Source organism: Kribbella polygonati (genome assembly GCF_050320105.1).
GTDB lineage: Bacteria > Actinomycetota > Actinomycetes > Propionibacteriales > Kribbellaceae > Kribbella.
In genome coordinates, this window is the sequence record NZ_CP190129.1 from 2,610,035 (window position 1) to 2,627,195 (window position 17,161).

Consider the following 17,161-nt stretch of genomic DNA (forward strand, 5'->3'; position numbering starts at 1 on the left):
GTTTCTCCTTCAGCGAGTGGGGTCGAGCAGGAGCTTGCCCACGGTACGGCGGGCGCGCATGTCTTCATGGGCGGTGGCGACGTCGGACAGCGCGTACTCGCCGCCGACGATCGGGCGCAGTTCGCCGCGCGCGGTCAGGCCGAACAGTTCGGCCAGCGGATCGCCGAGCAACCGCGGGTTCGCGAAGCAGTCGGCCAGCCAGAAGCCGGCGACCGTCTTCGAGCCCTTCATCAACCGGCTCGGGTCGATCGGCGCGGCCTGCTGCCGGGACGCGGCACCGAAGGTCACCAGCCGGCCGAACCGGGCCAGCGCCGCGAACGACTCGTCGAACGTCGGGCCGCCGACCATCTCGAGCACGATGTCGACCGGCTTCCCGCCGTTCGCCTCGAGGATCCGGTCCTTCAGGCCTTCCGGCGTACCGTCGATCGCGGCGTCCGCGCCGAGCTCGAGGACCTGCTTGCGCTTGTCCTCGCTCGAAGCGGTCGCGATCACGCGCCCGGCGCCCCAGAGCTTCGCGAGCTGGACGGCGAGCGAGCCGACCCCGCCCGCACCGGCGTGCACGAGGACGGACTCCCCCGGCTGCAGGTGCGTCGACGTCTTCAGCAGATGCCACGCGGTCGTCCCTTGCAGCACGAGCGACAGCGCCTGGCCGTCGGTGACACCCTCCGGCACGTCCCACGCGTACGGCGCGTGCGCCACGGTCTTCTCGGCGTACCCGCCGGAACCGACCAGTGCGACCACGCGACGGCCGTCCGCGGTGTGACCGACAACCTCGCCGCCGGGGATCAGCGGGAGCTCCGTCTTCGAGAGGTAGCTGTTCTCGACCTGGTGGGTGTCCGCGTAGTTGATGCCCGCGCGGTCGACCGTGATCAGGACCTGCCCGTCGCCGGCGACCGGCTCCGGGACCTCGCTGATCTTCAGGACCTCGGGTCCGCCGAACTCGGTGATCTGAATGGCTCGCATACACCGTACTATACACTGTACGTTAGTGAGATCGAAGGGAGCTGGGTCACATGGCGCGGACGCCGCGGAACACGCTGAGTGCGGAGCTGATCGTGCGGACGGCGCTCGAGCTGATGGAGGCCAAGGGCGCGGACGCGTTCAGCCTGCGCGGCGTCGCCGCCGAGCTAGGTGTCGGCCCGATGGCGCTCTACACCTACTTCCGGAACAAGGACGAGCTGTACGACGCCGTCCGCGACCACCTGATGTCGCTACTTCCCGCCGTACCGGCCGATGCGCCGTGGCCGGACCAGGTGCGGTCTGTGTGCCGGTCGCTGCGGCTGCTGATGCTGCAGCATCCTTGCCTGGCGCAACTACTCGCCGGCCGGCCGCTGAGCGGGCACGAGACGGCGCGGGTCGCCGAGGGGCTGCTCGGCGTACTGCGGTCCGCCGGGTTCGACCCGGAGACGGCGGCGCGGACGCACACCACCCTGTTCACGTACGTACTCGGGGCCACGTCGTGGGAGATCCAGATGGCCGCCGAACGCCGGGACCCGGAGGCGTGGCGGCGGTTGCGGGCGTCGATGGAGTCGCTGTCGGCGCGCGAGTTCCCGTCGGTCGTCGAGCTCGCGCCGGAGCTGGCCCGGACGACCGGCGGCGACGAGCAGTTCGACTACGGACTGGACCTGTTGCTCGCCGGGTTGCAGGTCAGAACAGCATCGTGACGATCGCGATCGCGCCGATGCACACGATCAGCGCCCGGAGCGCGATCGGCGGCAGCCGCCGGCCGTAGCGGGCGCCGAGGAAGCCGCCGATCGTCGAGCCGACGGCGATCAGCACCGCGACCAGCCAGTCGATGTCGTGGACGATCACGAACAGGATCGCGGCAACGGTGTTCACGGCCGTCGCCAGCACGTTCTTCAACCCGTTCATCCGCTGCAGGTTCGAGTCCAGGCCGAGGCCGAGGATCGCCATCAGCAGCACGCCTTGCGCGGCACCGAAGTACCCGCCGTACACACCGGTCGCGAAGACCGCCGGGATCACCCACCAGGCACCGCGGTGCAGGTGCGACGGCGCGCTGATCCACTTCGACAGCCACGGCTGGAACGCGACCAGCAGACAGCCGAGCAGGATCAGCACCGGTACGACGGCGTGGAACGCGGAGTCCGGTGTGGTGAGCAGCAGGACTCCCCCGAGGATGCCGCCGAGTACCGACGCGGGCACCAGGCGCAGCATCCGGCCGCGCTGCCCCTCGAGCTCCCGGCGGTACCCGATCGCGCCGGCCGCCGCACCGGGCGCCAGGCCGACCGTGTTGCTGACGTTCGCCAGCACCGGCGGAATACCGACGGCCAGCAGGGCGGGGAACGTGAGCAGCGTGCCCGACCCCACCACAGCGTTGATCGTTCCCGCGCCCATCCCCGCCAGCAGGACGAACACCGCCTCGAACCATGTCATCGCTCAGAGACTTTACGCACCTGTTCCGGCACCTGCAGATCTGTCCGGCGGTTGAACAGGCAAGAACCCTCCCGGACGAGCTCCGGGAGGGTTCCTGGTGGGTGTTGTCAGCGCTGCGGCGGTTCCTGCGCCGGCGGCTGCTGCTCCGGAGCCGTCGGGGCCGCCGTCGGGGTCGGCGGCGGCACGGCCGGCATGCTCGGCGCGGACTGGCTGCGCGTGCTCACGGCCGCGGACTCGGCGGCCGCGATCGCTTCCCGTACGGCGTTGTCGGCCTCGGCGACGGCGGAACCGCCGGCACCCGAACCGGCGGCCGCCCCGTCGAGCTCCGGGACCTGCCCGTTGTCGAGCGCGGGCGCCTCCCAGTTGCCCTCGGCCTGCTGCGCGATACCGGCCACCTGGCCGACCGCGGAGCCGAGACCCTTGAGCGCGTCGCCGATCTCGCTCGGCACGATCCACAGCTTGTTCGCGTCGCCCTGGGCGATCGACGGCAGCATCTGCAGGTACTGGTACGCGAGCAGACCCTGGTCCGGCTTGCCGGCGTGGATCGCGTTGAAGACCGTGGTGATGGCCTGCGCCTCACCCTGCGCCTTCAGGATCCGGGCCTGCCGCTCGGCCTCGGCGCGCAGGATGCGGGACTGCTTGTCACCTTCGGCGGTCAGGATCGCGGACTGCTTCTGACCCTCGGCGGACAGAACGGCGGACTGCCGCATACCTTCCGCGGTGAGGATCGCGGCGCGCTTGTCCCGGTCCGCGCGCATCTGCTTCTCCATCGAGTCCTGGATCGACGGCGGCGGGTCGATCGAGCGCAGCTCGACCCGGTTCACCCGGATGCCCCACTTGCCGGTCGCCTCGTCCAGCACGTACCGCAGCTTCTCGTTGATCTCCTCGCGGGAGGTCAGCGTCTGCTCCAGGTCCATGCCACCGATGATGTTCCGCAGCGTGGTCATGGTCAGCTGCTCGATCGCCTGGATGTAGTTGGAGATCTCGTACGTCGCCCGCACCGGGTCGTTGACCTGGAAGTAGATGACGGAGTCGATCGACACCATCAGGTTGTCCTCGGTGATGACGCCCTGCGGCGGGAACGCGACCACCTGCTCGCGCATGTCGATGGTGTAGCGGACCTTGTCGACGAACGGGGTCAGCAGGTTCAGGCCCGGCTGCAGGCCGGTCTTGAACTTACCGAACCGCTCGACGATGCCGACGGTCTGCTGCTGCACCACCCGGACGGATTTCACCAAGGTCACGATCACCACCAGGGCGACCAGTGCCAGGACTATGAGGAACGCGGTCACTCGACCCTCCACTCGAACACTCGGACGGGCAGTCTGCCGCCCTACCTCCGACACTACTGCGGGTAGGGGACCACTCGACGCTCAGGACTGCGGCGGGTCCTGGGGTTTCGGGGTCTCCACCTGGGACAGCGGATCGCTGATCGGGTACACGACCGCGGTGGCGCCGTCGATCGACATCACCTCGACCCGGGTGCCGGGCGCGATCGTCGACACCTCGTCGTACGGGCGCGCCGTCCACAGCTCACCGCCGAGCCGGATCGAGCCGCCGCCGTCGGGGTGGATCTCCTTCACCACCGTGCCGGTCCGGCCGATGACGTGCGCCGAACCGGTCTTCAGCTCCTGCCCGTGATGGATCTTGCGGACGATCATCGGCCGGATCGCGCCGAGCATCGCGCCCGCGGTGATCAGCCCGATGACGATCTGCAGCCAGAGCAGCCCCGGGAAGAACGCGGCCACCCCCGCCGCGGTGAGCGCGCCGGCGGCCAGCATCAGCAACGTGAAGTCGAGCGACGCCAGCTCCGCCAGGCCGAGGACGGCGGCGATCGTCAGCCACGCCGCCCACATGTTGTCCCGCAGCCAATCCATCATTTCCCAAGCCTATCCAGGTCGGGGGTTTCCGGCAGGGGTTCGACGCGTCACACCCGCCGCCGGATCCGCGTCAGAGCGCGCGGGCCGTGTACCGGCCGTCCTCCTGCTTGAGCGTGAGAGCCAGGTCGAAGGTGTCGCTGAGGTTCTCCGCGGTCAGCGCCTGGTCCATCGGGCCGGCCGCGACGATCCTGCCCTGCTTGAGCAGCAGCGCGTGCGTGAAGCCCGGCGGGATCTCCTCGACATGGTGGGTGACCAGCACCATCGCGGGCGCACCGGCGGCGGTCGCGATCGAGCTCAGCGACCGGACCAGTTGTTCGCGACCCGTAAGGTCCAGGCCCGCCGCGGGCTCGTCCATCAGCATCAGCTCGGGGTCGGTCATCAGCGCGCGGGCGATCTGCACGCGTTTGCGCTCGCCCTCGGACAGCGTGCCGAACGTACGGTCGGCCAGGTGCGCGATGCCGAGCTCGGCCAGCAGTGCGCCGGCCCGCTCGTGGTCGAGTTCGTCGTACTCCTCGATCCAGCGGCCGAGGACGGCGTACGACGCGGAGACCACGACGTCGGACACCCGCTCGCTCTTCGGCAGCCGGTCGGCGAGCGCGGCGCTGGTCAGCCCGATCCGCGGGCGCAGCTCGAACACGTCGACCGCGCCGAGCACCTCACCGAGCAGCCCGGCCACACCGGCCGTCGGGTGCACCTGGGCGGCCAGAATCTGCAGCAGCGTGGTCTTGCCGGCGCCGTTCGGCCCGATCACCACCCACCGGTCGGCCTCGTCGATCATCCAGTCGATCCCGTCGAGCAGACGCGCGTCCCCACGAACGACCGACACCCCGGCCAGCTCCACCACTGCAGTCATGCACCAAAACCTAAGGGGTCGCCGTTTCCGGCCCGCTGGTGGGTGGTGCGAGACTTACCGGCGTGCTGACGACCTCCGCCTCGGTCCGGTTCACCGTCTGGACGAACGCGATGCTGACCGGCGCCTGCGATCCCGACACCGCCGCGCACCAGATCCTCGGCGACGACGTCGGTCACCACGTCGCGGGCCTCGCCGGGCACCCGGAGCCGGCCACGTTGCCGGTGGCGCTCAACCTCTTGCGGGCCGCCGGTACGACGCAGGCGCATCTCGCGCTGCCGGTGCCGGGTGATCCGATCGGGCTGGCCGGTCCGCCCGCGTTCAACGAGGCGGCGCTGGAGACCGGGGAGGCCGTCGTACTCACGGGGCCGGAGATCGGGCTGGTGCCGGCGTACGTCGGGCCGTCCGTGCAGTGGGCGGTACTGCCCGCGGTGTCGCCGGTGCCGGCCGACTTCGGTGAGGCCGACCGTGGGTTGCGGATGGCGCTGATCGACGCGGCGGAGTCGCTGGCCGCGCTCGAGGTCGCGAGGTGGAAGCCGGAGGTGGCCGACGCGCTGATCGACATCCGCAAGATCGGCCGCGGCACCGGCGACGACCTGGCCCCCGGATACGAACCCCGCGCCGTGAAGACCGCTGCGACCGCCCGCAGATGCCTCGCCATCGCCGACGCCGCCCTGGAGGACGACGGCGCCGCAGTAACCGGCCCCGAAGCCGACGCCCGCCGCCGAGCCCTCCTGGAACTAGCAGCAGCCGCCCGCCGAGCCCTAGTGGCAGCCTGCGCCCCGCCCGTCCACATCTGACGTCGTCTCCGCTCCCCGCTCCCCCGCCCCGCTCAGCGGACGCCCACCACTCACCAAGCTCACCGCACCGTCCTCGGCGAGCAGCTCGCGAGCGGGAACCGCTCGCCCGACAGGTGATTGGTGAGTGGTGCCGGTCCGCGGAGCGCGGTTCTCTTGCTTGAGATCTGGACCGGACATCTGACCGTCATCTGATTTAGGTAGGTTTGCCGCGAGATGACTGGACCTGGTGAGGTGGAGACGACGGCCGAGCGGCCGACGTTGCTGGTGACGTTGACGGGGACCGACCGGCCGGGGCTGACGTCCGCGGTGCTGTCCACCCTGGCGACCCGTGGGCTCGAGGTGATCGACGCCGAGCAGGTCGTCCTGCGCGGCCGGCTGGTGCTCGGCGTACTGCTGTCCGCACCCCGCGACCACAAGAACCTGAAGGAAGAACTGAAGGCGCTCGCGAACGTCCTCGACGTCGACATCTCGGTCAAGAAGGGCGTCGGCGACAACGAGCCGCGCCGCAAGGGCCGCAGCCAGGTAACGGTGATCGGCCACCCGCTGTCCGCCTCCGGACTGGCCGCGATCGCCGGCCGGATCGCCGACACCGGCGCGAACATCGACCGGATCAGCCGGATGGCGCGCTACCCGGTGACCGCGATGGAGATCGCCGTCTCCGGCGTCGAACCTGAGGCGCTCCGCACCGTCCTCGCCCAGGAAGGCGTCCGCCAGAGCCTCGACATCGCGGTCCAGGACGGCGGCCTGTACCGGCGCGCCAAGCGCCTGATCGTGATGGACGTCGACTCCACCCTGATCCAGGGCGAGGTGATCGAGATGCTCGCCGCGCACGCCGGCCGCCTGGCCGAGGTTGCCGCCGTCACCGAGCAAGCGATGCGCGGTGAACTCGACTTCGCGGAGTCGCTCACGCACCGCGTCGCCGCCCTCGAAGGCCTCCCGGTCTCGGCGCTCGACGAGGTGTACGCCGCCATCGAGCTCGCGCCCGGCGCCCGCACCCTGGTCCGCACGCTGAAGCGTCTCGGCTACCAGTTCGCGATCGTCAGCGGCGGGTTCAGCCAGATCACCGACCAGCTCGCCGCCGAGCTCGGCATCGACTACGCGAAGGCGAACGAGCTGGAGATTGCCGACGGCAAGCTCACCGGTCGGGTGGTCGGCGAGATCGTCGACCGGCCGGGCAAGGCGACCGCGCTGCGCGAGTTCGCGGCTCGTTCCGGTACGCCGCTCAGCCAGACCGTCGCGATCGGTGACGGCGCCAACGATCTCGACATGCTCGCCGCCGCCGGCCTCGGCGTCGCCTTCAACGCCAAACCGGTGGTCCGCGCCGCCGCCGACACCCACCTGAGCGTGCCGTACCTCGACACCATCCTCTACCTCCTCGGCATCACCCGCGAGGAAGTCGAGAACGCGGACGCCGACAACCCGGCCTAGGTGGCAGGATCCGGGGTATGGAGTTCAGTACCCGCCCCGCGACGCTCGACGACGCGCCGGCGATTCACGCGATCATCGCCGCCAACGAGCGGGCCTGGCACGGACAGGCGGAGTCGGCGCCGGACGCCGTCGCCGCGGACCTGCGGCGCCCGCTGATCACGCTCGACCTCGACACCCGCGTCGTCGAGACGCCCGACGGCGAGCTTGTCGCCTGGGCGTGGGTGCACGGCGGCCGGCGCTCACAGATCGACGTACACCCGTCGTACGCCGGCCGCGGTCTGGGGACCGAGCTGCTCGACTGGGCCGAGGCCCGCGCCCGGGAGCACGAGAGTGACTGGCTCGCGCAGACGGTCGACGACGCGGACGAGGCCGGTACAGCGTTGCTCCGGTCGCGCGGCTACGAGGTACTCGCGACCAACTGGTTGCTCGAACGGCCCGTCGGCGGCGAGGCCCCGACGATCCCGGACGGCGTGACCGTACGCCCGTTCGCGCCGGGTGACGCGCGGGAGGCGCACCAGGTCGTGCAGGACGCGTTCGACGACTGGCAGCCGCGCCGGCACGGGTACGAGGAGTGGGCCGGGACGAGCATCGAGCGCCCGAGCTTCGACCCCGCGCTGTCGCCGGTCGCGCTGTCGGGTGACGAGATCGTCGGTGTCGTGATCGGCCTCGACCTGCCGGACTCCCCCGACGGGTACGTCGACCAGGTCGCCGTCCGGAAGGACTTCCGCGGCCGCGGCATCGCCCGCACGCTGCTGACCGTCGCCGCGCAGGAGGCCGGGCGCCGCGGGCGGCGGACGCTGACGCTCTGGACGCACTCGGGCACCGGCGCGCTGGCGATGTACCAGCGGCTCGGCATGTCGGTCCGGCGCAGTACGACGGTCTACCGCACGGAGCTGTGACGAGCTGTTGACAGCGCGGCATGAGAGCGCTCACATTGACCTCATCCACCGCCCTGGAGGTCGACATGCGGATCCGCCCCCTCGCACTCGCCCTGACCGCTCCCCTCGCCGCCCTGCTGGTCGCCGCCGCTTCGCTCGGCGGCGCCGCGCAGGCCGACGTACCGACCCCGCCGGCCGGCTGGTCGACGGTGTGGAGCGACGACTTCAACGGCCCGAGCGGCAGCCTGCCATCGGGCACGAACTGGATCATCGACACCGGCCACGGCTACCCGGGCGGCCCCGGGAACTGGGGCACCGGCGAGATCCAGAACTACACGAACAGCCCGGACAACCTGTCCCTGGACGGCGCCGGGAACCTGAGGATCACCCCGCGCCGGGACGCGGCCGGCAACTGGACGTCGGCCCGGATCGAGTCCCAGCGGGCGAACTTCAAGCCGCCGGCCGGAGGCGTGCTGGCGATCGAGAGCCGGATCCAGATGCCGAACGTCACCGGCGACGCCGCGCTCGGGTACTGGCCGGCGTTCTGGGCGCTCGGCTCGCCGTACCGCGGGAACTACTGGAACTGGCCGGGCATCGGCGAGTTCGACATCATGGAGAACGTCAACGGGATCAACTCGGTCTGGGGCGTGCTGCACTGCGGCGTGAACCCGGGCGGCGCCTGCAACGAGACCACCGGCCTCGGCGCGAACCGCGCGTGTCCCGGATCGACCTGCCAGTCCGCCTTCCACACGTACCGCTTCGAGTGGGACACCTCCGTCTCACCGAACCAGCTCAGGTGGTACGTCGACGGCCAGCAGTTCCACTCGCTCAGCCAGAGCCAGTTCCCGGCCGACACCTGGTCGAACATGACCTCGCACGCCGGGTACTTCGTCCTGCTGAACCTCGCGATCGGCGGCGCGTTCCCGGACGCCCTGAACGGCCCGACGCCGCGCGCGTCCACGGTCCCGGACAAGCCGATGGTCGTCGACTACGTCGCGGTCTCGACGAAGGGCGGCGGTACGACGACTCCCCCGCCGCCGAGCTCGTCGGCGTACAGCACGCTCCAGGCCGAGTCGTACAGCCAACAGTCAGGAATGGGTCTAGAGACCACGACCGACGCCGGCGGCGGCCAGAACCTGATGCAGATCGGCAACGGCGACTGGGCGGAGTACAGCGGCATCGACTTCGGCAGCACGCCGGCGACCCAGTTCGTCGCCCGCGTCGCCTCAGGAGCCGCGGGCGGTGTGAGCGGCCTGGTCGAAGTACGGCTCGACAGTAGGTCGAACCCACCGATCGGCAGCTTCGCGATCGCCAACACCGGCGGCTGGCAGTCCTGGCGAACGGTCCCCGCGAACATGTCCGCCGTCACCGGCACCCACGACGTCTACCTCACCTTCACCAGCGGCCAACCGGCCGACTTCGTCAACCTGAACTGGTTCACCTTCGGTCACTGACCGACGTACCGTCGAAAGATGCTGGCGCTCACCAGGAGCGGATCGTCGGTCGTACTGCGGGAGGTCCCCGACCCGGTCCCGCTGTCCCACGAGGCGATCGTCCGGGTGAACACCTTCGCCGTCACCCACCGCGACCTGCTGGACCTCGCGGGTGCGTGGCCGACCGCCGGCTTCCGGAACGAGAACGTCCCGGAAGCGGCGGTCCCCGGCCGAGACTTCGCCGGCACGCTGGTGCAGTACCCCGCCGCCATCCATCCGACAGCCACCCTCGGAGCGGTCCTCGGCGCGCGGGTCGCAGGAACGGTCCCGCGTGGCGCCTGGGCCGAATTGGTCGCCGTCCCGTACACCCGGCTCGCCGGACTGCCGGACAACGTGGGCGACGTCTTCGGTGCGACCCTGCCGACCCCGGGCCTGACCGCGCTGCATGCCCTTGAACTCGGCGGATTCCTGGTGGGCAAGGACGTCCTGGTCACCGGCGCACGCGGTGCCGTCGGCCGCCTCGCCTGTCAGCTCGCCAACCTTGCGGGCGCGCACGTGCGGGCATTCGTCCGTCCGGGTGAGCGGAAGCGGCATCCGCTCGCCCCGGTTCCGGGTGCGGAGATCGTGAGCGACAGTCTGGGCAGCCGACCGAATCTCATCATCGACACCGTCGGCGGTGCGGTGCTCGGCGAGGCGATCGAGTCGCTCGAGCCGCAGGGGCTGCTGGTCACGGTGGCGACACCGGTCCGCGATCAGCCGATCAGCTTCCGGACTTGGCGGCGGGACCGCTCTGCCGGTGGACGGATCGTGTTCCTCGACGACCTCGACGAGGTCACCGCGCACGACACGCTGCACGCGGATCTCGTGCGCCTGGTCCGGCTGGTGGCGGAGACGAAGCTCGACCTCGGCGTGGAGGTGGAGCGGCCGTGGCAGGAGGCGGCGGAGGTGATCGACGCGGTGCGCGAGCGGCGGATCAAAGGGCGCGCCGTGCTCCGGGTCCGGAAGTACGCGCCGTGACCGGAATGCGGCCCGAGCGGGGATGAGCACCTACCATTCCGCTTATGTCTGAACTGCAGGGTGGGCCGGGTGCCCTGTTCGCCATCGGTGGTGCCGAGGACAAGCTGAAGAAGCGGACGGTGCTGCAGGAGTTCGTCGAGGCGGCAGGTGGGTCGAAGGCGCGGATCGTCGTGGTGCCCACGGCGTCCGCGCTGGGGCCCGACGTGATCGACGTGTACCGGGCGCTGTTCGCGGCGCTCGGCGCCGAGAGCGTGGTCGGCGTCCGCCCGGAGAACCGGGGGGACGCCGACGATCCGGCCTTCATCGCGCCGCTGAACGACGCCACCGGGATCTTCATGACCGGCGGCAACCAGCTCAAGCTCGCGGGGGTCGTCACCGGTACGGCGTTCGGCCGGGCGGTGACGGCCGCGCACGCGCGTGGTGCGGCAGTCGGCGGTACGTCGGCGGGCGCGAGCATCCTGGCCGAGCACATGATCGCGTTCGGGCGGTCCGGGGCCACCCCGCGGCAGCGGATGAGTCAGCTGTCCGGCGGGCTCGGCCTGGTGCAGGGCGCGATCGTCGACCAGCACTTCGCGCAGCGGAACCGGTACGGCCGGCTGCTGTCGCTGGTCGCGCAGTCCCCCGGCCTGCTCGGGATCGGCGTCGACGAGGACACCGCGGCGGTGGTCCGCGGCAGTCACCTGGAGGTCGTCGGCCGGGGCGCGGTGACGATCTTCGACGGCACCCGGATCACGTCGAACGCACACAACGCGAAGCGCTCCGAGCCGATCCTCGCGTCCGGTGTGGTGCTGCACGTGCTGCCCGCGACCGCGACGTTCGACCTGCAGAACCGCGTGCTGCTGTCGTACGGCCCGCAGCCGCCGGCCGCGGAGATCGCCGAGATGGCGGCCGCCGAGGCGGACCTGCGCAAGCTCGCGAAGGAGATCGCCGCGGAGGGCGTGTCGCCGCGGTACTACGCCGAACGCAAGCGGCGGGCGGGACGCCGTACCAAGGCTGCTGCCGCCGGGGAGTCCAGACCGGAGGCGACCGAGCCGATCAAGGCCGGCGCCGACCCAGAGCTCCCCGACCGCACGCAACCAGAACAGTGACGCCCCATGACCGATGCAACACCCTCGCCTGACCTGAAGATCATCGAGACCCGCGTCTACCGCGGCCCGAACGTCTGGAGCTACGACCCCGCGATCCACCTGGTCGTCGACCTCGGCTCGCTGGAGAAGTTCCCCTCGAACACCATCCCGGGCTTCACCGAGCGCCTCCTGGCCGACCTCCCGCGCCTGGACCAGCACCACTGCTCGCGCGGCCGCCGTGGCGGGTTCATCGAGCGGCTGTACGAAGGCACCTGGCTCGGCCACATCGCCGAGCACGTGTCGCTCCAGCTGCAGCAGGAGGCCGGCCACGACATGCGCCGCGGCAAGACCCGGCAGGTGAAGGGTTCGCCCGGCGTCTACAACATCACCTACGCGTACGCCGACGAGGCGGTCGGGCTGGCCGCGGGCGAACTCGCCGTACGGTTCGTGAACAACCTGGTCGAACCGGACCCGGCGTTCGACTTCACCCAGGAGCTCGAGAAGTTCATCAAGCAGGCCGAGCGGACCGCGTTCGGCCCGTCCACGCAGGCGATCGTGGACGAGGCGGTGTCCCGGGACATCCCGTGGATCCGGCTGAACAAGGCCAGCCTGGTGCAGCTCGGGCAGGGCGTGCACGCGAAGCGGATCCGGGCCACGATGACGTCCGAGACCGGGTCGATCGCGGTGGACGTCGCGAGCGACAAGGACCTGACCACCCGGCTGCTCGCGTCCGCCGGCCTGCCGGTGCCGCGGTCGGAGTCGATCCGGACCGTCGAGGAAGCGGTCGGCGTCGCGAACAAGATCGGGTACCCGGTCGTCTGCAAGCCGCTGGACGGCAACCACGGCCGCGGCGTCTGCCTGAACCTGCAGGACGCCGACGCACTCCGCGAGGCGTTCCCGATCGCGGCCGAGCAGTCCCGGCGCGGCTTCGTGATCGTGGAGAACTTCGTCACCGGCAAGGACTACCGGTGCCTGATCATCAACGGCCGGATGGAGGCGATCGCCGAACGCGTGCCCGCGCACGTGGTCGGCGACGGCGTCCACACGGTCGCCGAACTCGTTGACATCACCAACGCCGATCCGCGCCGCGGCGTCGGGCACGAGAAGATCCTCACCCGGATCACGGTGAACGCGGCGGCCCGGCAGCTGGTCCGCGACCAGGGCTTCGAGCTGGACGACGTACCGCCAGAGGACGTGATGGTGAAGCTGACGCTCACCGGGAACATGTCCACCGGCGGGATCTCCATCGACCGGACCTGGGAGGCGCACCCGGAGAACGTCGAGATCGCCGAGGAGGCGGCCCGGATGATCGGGCTGGACATCGCCGGCATCGACTTCATCTGCCCGGACATCACCCAGCCCGTCCGCGAGACCGGCGGCGCGATCTGCGAGGTGAACGCGGCGCCCGGGTTCCGGATGCACACCAACCCGACGATCGGCGAGCCGCAGTACATCGCGAAGCCGGTCGTGGACATGCTGTTCCCGCCCGGCGCGACCAGCCGGATCCCGATCGTCGCGGTGACCGGGACGAACGGCAAGACCACCACCGCGCGGATGATCAGCCACGTCTTCAAGGGTCTCGGCCGCAAGGTCGGGATGACGTCGACCGACGGCATCGTGATCGACGAGCGGCTGGTGATCCGGCAGGACGCGTCCGGCCCGAAGTCGGCGCGGATGGTGCTGCAGAACCCGCGGGTCGACTTCGCGGTCTTCGAGGTGGCCCGCGGCGGGATCCTGCGCGAGGGCCTCGGGTACGAGCGGAACGACGTGGCCGTCGTACTGAACGTGCAGCCCGACCACCTCGGGATGCGCGGCATCGAGACGCTGGAGCAGCTCGCCGACGTGAAGTCGGTGCTGGTCGAGGCGGTGCCGCGGACCGGGTACGCCGTCCTGAACGCCGACGACCCGCTGGTCCGGAAGATGCGCCGCAAGTGCTCCGGTCAGGTCGTCTGGTTCAGCATGTCCGAGCCGGGCAGCGAGGTCCGCGACTACATCGAGGGGCACTGCCGGCGCGGCGGGCGGGCCGTGGTGCTGGAACGCTCGGACCTCGGCGACATGATCGTGGTGAAGCACGGCCGCCGGTCGATGCAGCTCGCCTGGACGCACTTGCTGCCGGCAACGTTCGGCGGGCGGGCGATGATGAACGTGCAGAACGCGATGGCGGCCGCCGCCGCGGCGTTCGCGGCCGGTGCGCCGCTGCACGACATCCGGCAGGGCCTGCGGACGTTCAACACGTCGTACTACCTGTCCCCCGGGCGGCTGAACGAGATCGACGTCGACGGGCGCAGCGTGATCGTCGACTACTGCCACAACGCGCCCGCGATGCGGATGCTCGGCGACTTCGTCGACCGGCTCGGCGAGAGCCTGAACGCGTCGTCGGAGCTGGGGCGGCCGTCCCGGATCGGCGTGGTCGCGACCGCGGGCGACCGGCGCGACGACGACATCCGCGAACTCGGCGAGGTCGCTGCGCAGCACTTCGACGCGGTCGTGGTCCGCGAGGACGCCCGGCTGCGCGGCCGCAAGCGCGGCGAGTCCGCGGACCTGGTCACGGCCGGCGTCCGGGCCGCGATGGAGGACGGCGCCCGCTGCCGGCGGGTGGACGTCGTCCTCGACGAGCTCGAGGCGGTCCGCTACGCGCTCGACCTGTCGAACCCGGGCGACCTCGTGGTGCTGTGCGTCGACCAGCACCAGTCCGTGCTGGCCGAACTCGAGTCGGTCTCCCACCTGGCCCAGGCGGGCGCCCGCTCCGGCGACGAGGGCGGCGACCCGGACTTCGTCCAGCCCGACGAGGAGATCGCGGAAGAGGCAATGACCTGACCAGGCAGCGGCTGATCAGGACGCCGGTTGCTGCCGCTTCGGCAGCAGCCGGCGGCGCGGCTCCACCTGGTCGATCCAGTCGAGGTCGTCGGACAGTACGGCGTCGTTCGACTTCCCGGCGTACGGGTCCGGCGGCGGTGGTGCCGGCGGCAGGGCGCGCAGCTTGAGCGTGACCATGGGGATCGCCAGCAGTACGCCGACCACCATCCACGGCCAGTACGTGCGCAGCAGCGGCTCGAACGACTGGAAGAACGCGTCCGTCGAGGCGTTGCCGACCGAATCCATCGGCTTCCCGGTGGACGCGCTGATCAGCCGCACCGACTCGACGACGGCGAAGCAGACGACGTAGAACCCGGTGAGCGGGATCCATGCGCCGACCGAGCGCCAGCCGCGCTTCCAGCAGGCGATGTAGAGCAGCAGCGCGAGCCCCGCGCCGACGAGCGCGCCGTTCAGCTGCCACAGCCAGCGCCAGTCGGTCAGCTGCTCGGCCGGCCGCATCGCGGTCCACGCGACCGGCAGCGCCAGCGCGAACGCCGCGACCACCGAGCTCCGGGCCCCGATCGCGCCGAAGAACGCACCGACGGCGGTTGCCACCAGCAACGTGATCAGCAGCTTCAGCTCGCCGAACGACGTCCCGGTCGCCCACCACAGGCCCGCGGCAACGACCAGTACGACGGGTACGGCGATCCGGATCCGGCCGATCAGCAGCCCGGCGAGCACGCCGCCGGTCAGGCCGCCGAGCACCAGCAGGTCGATCCGCGGCGGCACGAAGTACGTCGTACCCTCCGGGAGTCCCTTCAGGTACGTCGCGGAGAAGCCGCCCACGAACCAGGCGACCACCGCGGCCGGGATCGACCACAGGTAGCGCATCACAACCCCGTTCCCACCCCAGCGGGCGGACCGTCGGGGCTAGTGCTGGGCTCTCTCGACCTTGCTCTTCAAGGTCTCCGGTGTGTCGACAGTAGCTCCCTCGGACCGCAACCAGGCGTCAAGACTCGCCCGATCCTGCAGAGACATCACCGCCACCACATCACCCGCCCTGGCCTCGGCGACCAGCGCCTGCGCCGCTTCCAGCTCGGTCGGGAAGGCCGGCACGTCCTCCACGCCGACCGACGCGGCCCCGGCCCGGAACACCGCCTCGAGCTCGGCCGGCGGCCGTCCGCGCAGGTAGTCGCTCTTGTGGCCGATCGCGACCCGGTCGGTCGCCCGGGCGCCCATCGCGCCGAGCGTGGCGACCATGTCGTCGGCCCGGTCCCCCGGCGAGCCGAGCGCCAGCATCAGCCGCCCGCCCTCGGGTTTGACGCCGTTCATGATCTCGATCAGCGCCTCCAGGCCGGCCTCGTTGTGCGCGAGGTCGATCACCACGGTGAAGTCGCGCAGCGAGTACATGTTCATCCGGCCGGGGTTGTTCTCGTTCGGCGCGAACGTACTGAGCCCCTCGATCACCGCGGCCCGCGGCAGCCCGAGCCCGAGCGCCGCCGACGCCGCGGCCAGCGTGTTCTCCACGTTGTAGTGCGACAGCCCGGACAGCGTCATCGGTACGTCGACCACCTTGAGCAGCGGCTCCGGGTCGCGGGCGTTGTCCAGCACCGTGACGAACCCGTCGAGCACGGTGGTCGCCCGGCCGCCCTCGTCGAGCACGGTCCGGATCGACGGCGAGTCGGGGTCGCGGGAGAACACCCAGCACTTGGCCGGTGAGCCGAGCCGCATCGCGAAGGTCCGCGGGTCATCGCCGTTCACGACGCACCAGCCGCGCGGCCGGGTGATCTGTGTGATCACGGCCTTCACCTCGGCCAACTGGTCGACGGTGTCGATGCCGCCCAGCCCGAGGTGGTCCGCGGTGACGTTGGTGACCACCGACACGTCGTTGTACGCCACGCCGACGCCGCGGCGCAGGATCCCGCCGCGCGCGGTCTCGACCACGGCCAGCTGGATCCCGGGGCGGGACAGCACCTGGGCGGCACCGCTCGGGCCGGAGAAGTCGCCGTACTTGATCAGTTCGCCGTCGAAGTACACGCCGTCGGTGCTGCACCAGCCGACGTGCAGGTCGGCGGCGCGGCCGATGTGCGCGATCATCCGCGACGTCGTGGTCTTGCCGTTCGTCCCGGTCACGGCGACCACCGGCACCTTCGGCCGCAATGTCGGCGGCGGGTTGCCCGGCGGCTCGTCCCGGACGCGCTCACCGACGGCCGTGATCAGCTCGCCCAGGTCGTCCGCGCCGAACGCGTCCAGCACCTCGACGATCGCCGCCCCGAGCGCCCGCGCCCGGCCCTCGTGTGCCCACGGGAACGCCACCACGAGCCGCCGTACGTCGGACTCCGGGCGCACCCGGACACCGATCCGGCCGATCCCCGCGGTGCGCGCGATCCGCCGTACGACGTGACCGACGACGCGGATCGCGAACCGCTGCCGGAAGCCGGAGCCGATCCGGCCCGGACGGGTGGCGCCGAGGCCGATGGCCTGCGCGTACGCCTTCGCGGCCGGGGCGGGCGCGTCGACCAGCGAGGTCAGGTCCAGCGTCAGCTTGACCGCGGCGCGGCTGAAGTAGAGGTTGGCGCCGTCCAGGACGCGAAGCTCCACCAGGGAAGTAGACACCT

15 protein-coding genes are annotated in these 17,161 nt (G+C 70.9%); 8 read left to right on the top strand and 7 right to left on the bottom strand.

The window, feature by feature from the left end; genetic code table 11:
• Window positions 1-9: 9 nt before the first annotated feature.
• Window positions 10-963, bottom strand: coding sequence for a quinone oxidoreductase family protein (locus tag ACQHIV_RS12505; protein WP_427893852.1), 954 nt, complete (start codon window positions 961-963; stop codon window positions 10-12).
• Between the two features lie 50 nt (window positions 964-1,013).
• Here ACQHIV_RS12505 and ACQHIV_RS12510 point away from each other — a divergent pair, with 50 nt between their 5' ends.
• Complete coding sequence (locus ACQHIV_RS12510; RefSeq protein WP_427893854.1) at window positions 1,014-1,664, top strand: TetR/AcrR family transcriptional regulator; 651 nt, start codon at window positions 1,014-1,016, stop codon at window positions 1,662-1,664.
• Here ACQHIV_RS12510 and ACQHIV_RS12515 read toward each other — a convergent pair.
• The 4 genes from ACQHIV_RS12515 to ACQHIV_RS12530 form a co-directional block, all read right to left on the bottom strand.
• The gene (locus ACQHIV_RS12515; protein WP_427893856.1) at window positions 1,648-2,394 is read right to left on the bottom strand and encodes a sulfite exporter TauE/SafE family protein; all 747 of its coding nucleotides are present in this window, start codon (window positions 2,392-2,394) and stop codon (window positions 1,648-1,650) included. The two genes, ACQHIV_RS12510 and ACQHIV_RS12515, sit on opposite strands and share 17 nt — an antisense overlap.
• Before the next feature lie 107 nt (window positions 2,395-2,501).
• Window positions 2,502-3,686, bottom strand: a complete 1,185-nt coding sequence (locus ACQHIV_RS12520) for an SPFH domain-containing protein (protein ID WP_427893858.1) — start codon at window positions 3,684-3,686, stop codon at window positions 2,502-2,504.
• 81 nt (window positions 3,687-3,767) lie between these two features.
• Window positions 3,768-4,274 carry an NfeD family protein gene (locus ACQHIV_RS12525; protein WP_427893860.1) on the bottom strand — a complete coding sequence of 169 codons (507 nt, stop codon included), beginning with the start codon at window positions 4,272-4,274 and terminating at the stop codon, window positions 3,768-3,770.
• A 70-nt stretch (window positions 4,275-4,344) separates the two neighbouring features.
• The gene (locus ACQHIV_RS12530; protein WP_427893862.1) at window positions 4,345-5,127 is read right to left on the bottom strand and encodes an ABC transporter ATP-binding protein; all 783 of its coding nucleotides are present in this window, start codon (window positions 5,125-5,127) and stop codon (window positions 4,345-4,347) included.
• A 62-nt stretch (window positions 5,128-5,189) separates the two neighbouring features.
• Here ACQHIV_RS12530 and ACQHIV_RS12535 point away from each other — a divergent pair, with 62 nt between their 5' ends.
• The 7 genes from ACQHIV_RS12535 (at window position 5,190) to cphA (ending at window position 14,564) form a co-directional block, all read left to right on the top strand.
• Window positions 5,190-5,924: a hypothetical protein gene (locus tag ACQHIV_RS12535; RefSeq protein ID WP_427893864.1), complete on the top strand. Its 735-nt coding sequence runs from the start codon at window positions 5,190-5,192 to the stop codon at window positions 5,922-5,924.
• A 213-nt stretch (window positions 5,925-6,137) separates the two neighbouring features.
• The gene (gene serB, locus ACQHIV_RS12540; protein ID WP_427893866.1) at window positions 6,138-7,352 is read left to right on the top strand and encodes a phosphoserine phosphatase SerB; all 1,215 of its coding nucleotides are present in this window, start codon (window positions 6,138-6,140) and stop codon (window positions 7,350-7,352) included.
• A gap of 17 nt (window positions 7,353-7,369) precedes the next feature.
• Complete coding sequence (locus ACQHIV_RS12545) at window positions 7,370-8,251, top strand: GNAT family N-acetyltransferase (protein ID WP_427893868.1); 882 nt, start codon at window positions 7,370-7,372, stop codon at window positions 8,249-8,251.
• A 65-nt stretch (window positions 8,252-8,316) separates the two neighbouring features.
• On the top strand, window positions 8,317-9,684 hold the full coding sequence (locus tag ACQHIV_RS12550; RefSeq protein WP_427893870.1) for a glycoside hydrolase family 16 protein: 1,368 nt from the start codon (window positions 8,317-8,319) through the stop codon (window positions 9,682-9,684).
• Between the two features lie 18 nt (window positions 9,685-9,702).
• The gene (locus tag ACQHIV_RS12555) at window positions 9,703-10,680 is read left to right on the top strand and encodes a zinc-binding dehydrogenase (RefSeq protein ID WP_427893872.1); all 978 of its coding nucleotides are present in this window, start codon (window positions 9,703-9,705) and stop codon (window positions 10,678-10,680) included.
• Between the two features lie 44 nt (window positions 10,681-10,724).
• Window positions 10,725-11,768 carry a cyanophycinase gene (locus ACQHIV_RS12560; protein ID WP_427893874.1) on the top strand — a complete coding sequence of 348 codons (1,044 nt, stop codon included), beginning with the start codon at window positions 10,725-10,727 and terminating at the stop codon, window positions 11,766-11,768.
• Between the two features lie 6 nt (window positions 11,769-11,774).
• A complete protein-coding gene (cphA, locus tag ACQHIV_RS12565; RefSeq protein ID WP_427893876.1) occupies window positions 11,775-14,564 on the top strand; it encodes a cyanophycin synthetase in 2,790 nt (929 codons plus the stop codon).
• Window positions 14,565-14,579: 15 nt separating this feature from the next.
• On the opposite strand, the gene ACQHIV_RS12570 is transcribed toward cphA, so the two are convergent.
• Together ACQHIV_RS12570 and ACQHIV_RS12575 are read right to left on the bottom strand one after the other, a co-directional pair.
• Window positions 14,580-15,434: a hypothetical protein gene (locus ACQHIV_RS12570; RefSeq protein ID WP_427893878.1), complete on the bottom strand. Its 855-nt coding sequence runs from the start codon at window positions 15,432-15,434 to the stop codon at window positions 14,580-14,582.
• A gap of 39 nt (window positions 15,435-15,473) precedes the next feature.
• Complete coding sequence (locus ACQHIV_RS12575; protein ID WP_427893880.1) at window positions 15,474-17,159, bottom strand: Mur ligase family protein; 1,686 nt, start codon at window positions 17,157-17,159, stop codon at window positions 15,474-15,476.
• Window positions 17,160-17,161: the final 2 nt, after the last annotated feature.

Excerpts from the sequence above, each read along its gene's own strand:
- ACQHIV_RS12505 (WP_427893852.1), bottom strand. The coding sequence starts at position 963 with ATGCGAGCCATTCAGATCACCGAGTTCGGCGGACCCGAGGTCCTGAAG.
- ACQHIV_RS12510 (WP_427893854.1), top strand. The coding sequence starts at position 1,014 with ATGGCGCGGACGCCGCGGAACACGCTGAGTGCGGAGCTGATCGTGCGG.
- ACQHIV_RS12515 (WP_427893856.1), bottom strand. The coding sequence starts at position 2,394 with ATGACATGGTTCGAGGCGGTGTTCGTCCTGCTGGCGGGGATGGGCGCG.
- ACQHIV_RS12525 (WP_427893860.1), bottom strand. The coding sequence starts at position 4,274 with ATGATGGATTGGCTGCGGGACAACATGTGGGCGGCGTGGCTGACGATC.
- ACQHIV_RS12530 (WP_427893862.1), bottom strand. The coding sequence starts at position 5,127 with ATGACTGCAGTGGTGGAGCTGGCCGGGGTGTCGGTCGTTCGTGGGGAC.
- serB (WP_427893866.1), top strand. The coding sequence starts at position 6,138 with ATGACTGGACCTGGTGAGGTGGAGACGACGGCCGAGCGGCCGACGTTG.
- ACQHIV_RS12545 (WP_427893868.1), top strand. The coding sequence starts at position 7,370 with ATGGAGTTCAGTACCCGCCCCGCGACGCTCGACGACGCGCCGGCGATT.
- ACQHIV_RS12550 (WP_427893870.1), top strand. The coding sequence starts at position 8,317 with ATGCGGATCCGCCCCCTCGCACTCGCCCTGACCGCTCCCCTCGCCGCC.
- ACQHIV_RS12555 (WP_427893872.1), top strand. The coding sequence starts at position 9,703 with ATGCTGGCGCTCACCAGGAGCGGATCGTCGGTCGTACTGCGGGAGGTC.
- ACQHIV_RS12560 (WP_427893874.1), top strand. The coding sequence starts at position 10,725 with ATGTCTGAACTGCAGGGTGGGCCGGGTGCCCTGTTCGCCATCGGTGGT.
- cphA (WP_427893876.1), top strand. The coding sequence starts at position 11,775 with ATGACCGATGCAACACCCTCGCCTGACCTGAAGATCATCGAGACCCGC.
- ACQHIV_RS12570 (WP_427893878.1), bottom strand. The coding sequence starts at position 15,434 with ATGCGCTACCTGTGGTCGATCCCGGCCGCGGTGGTCGCCTGGTTCGTG.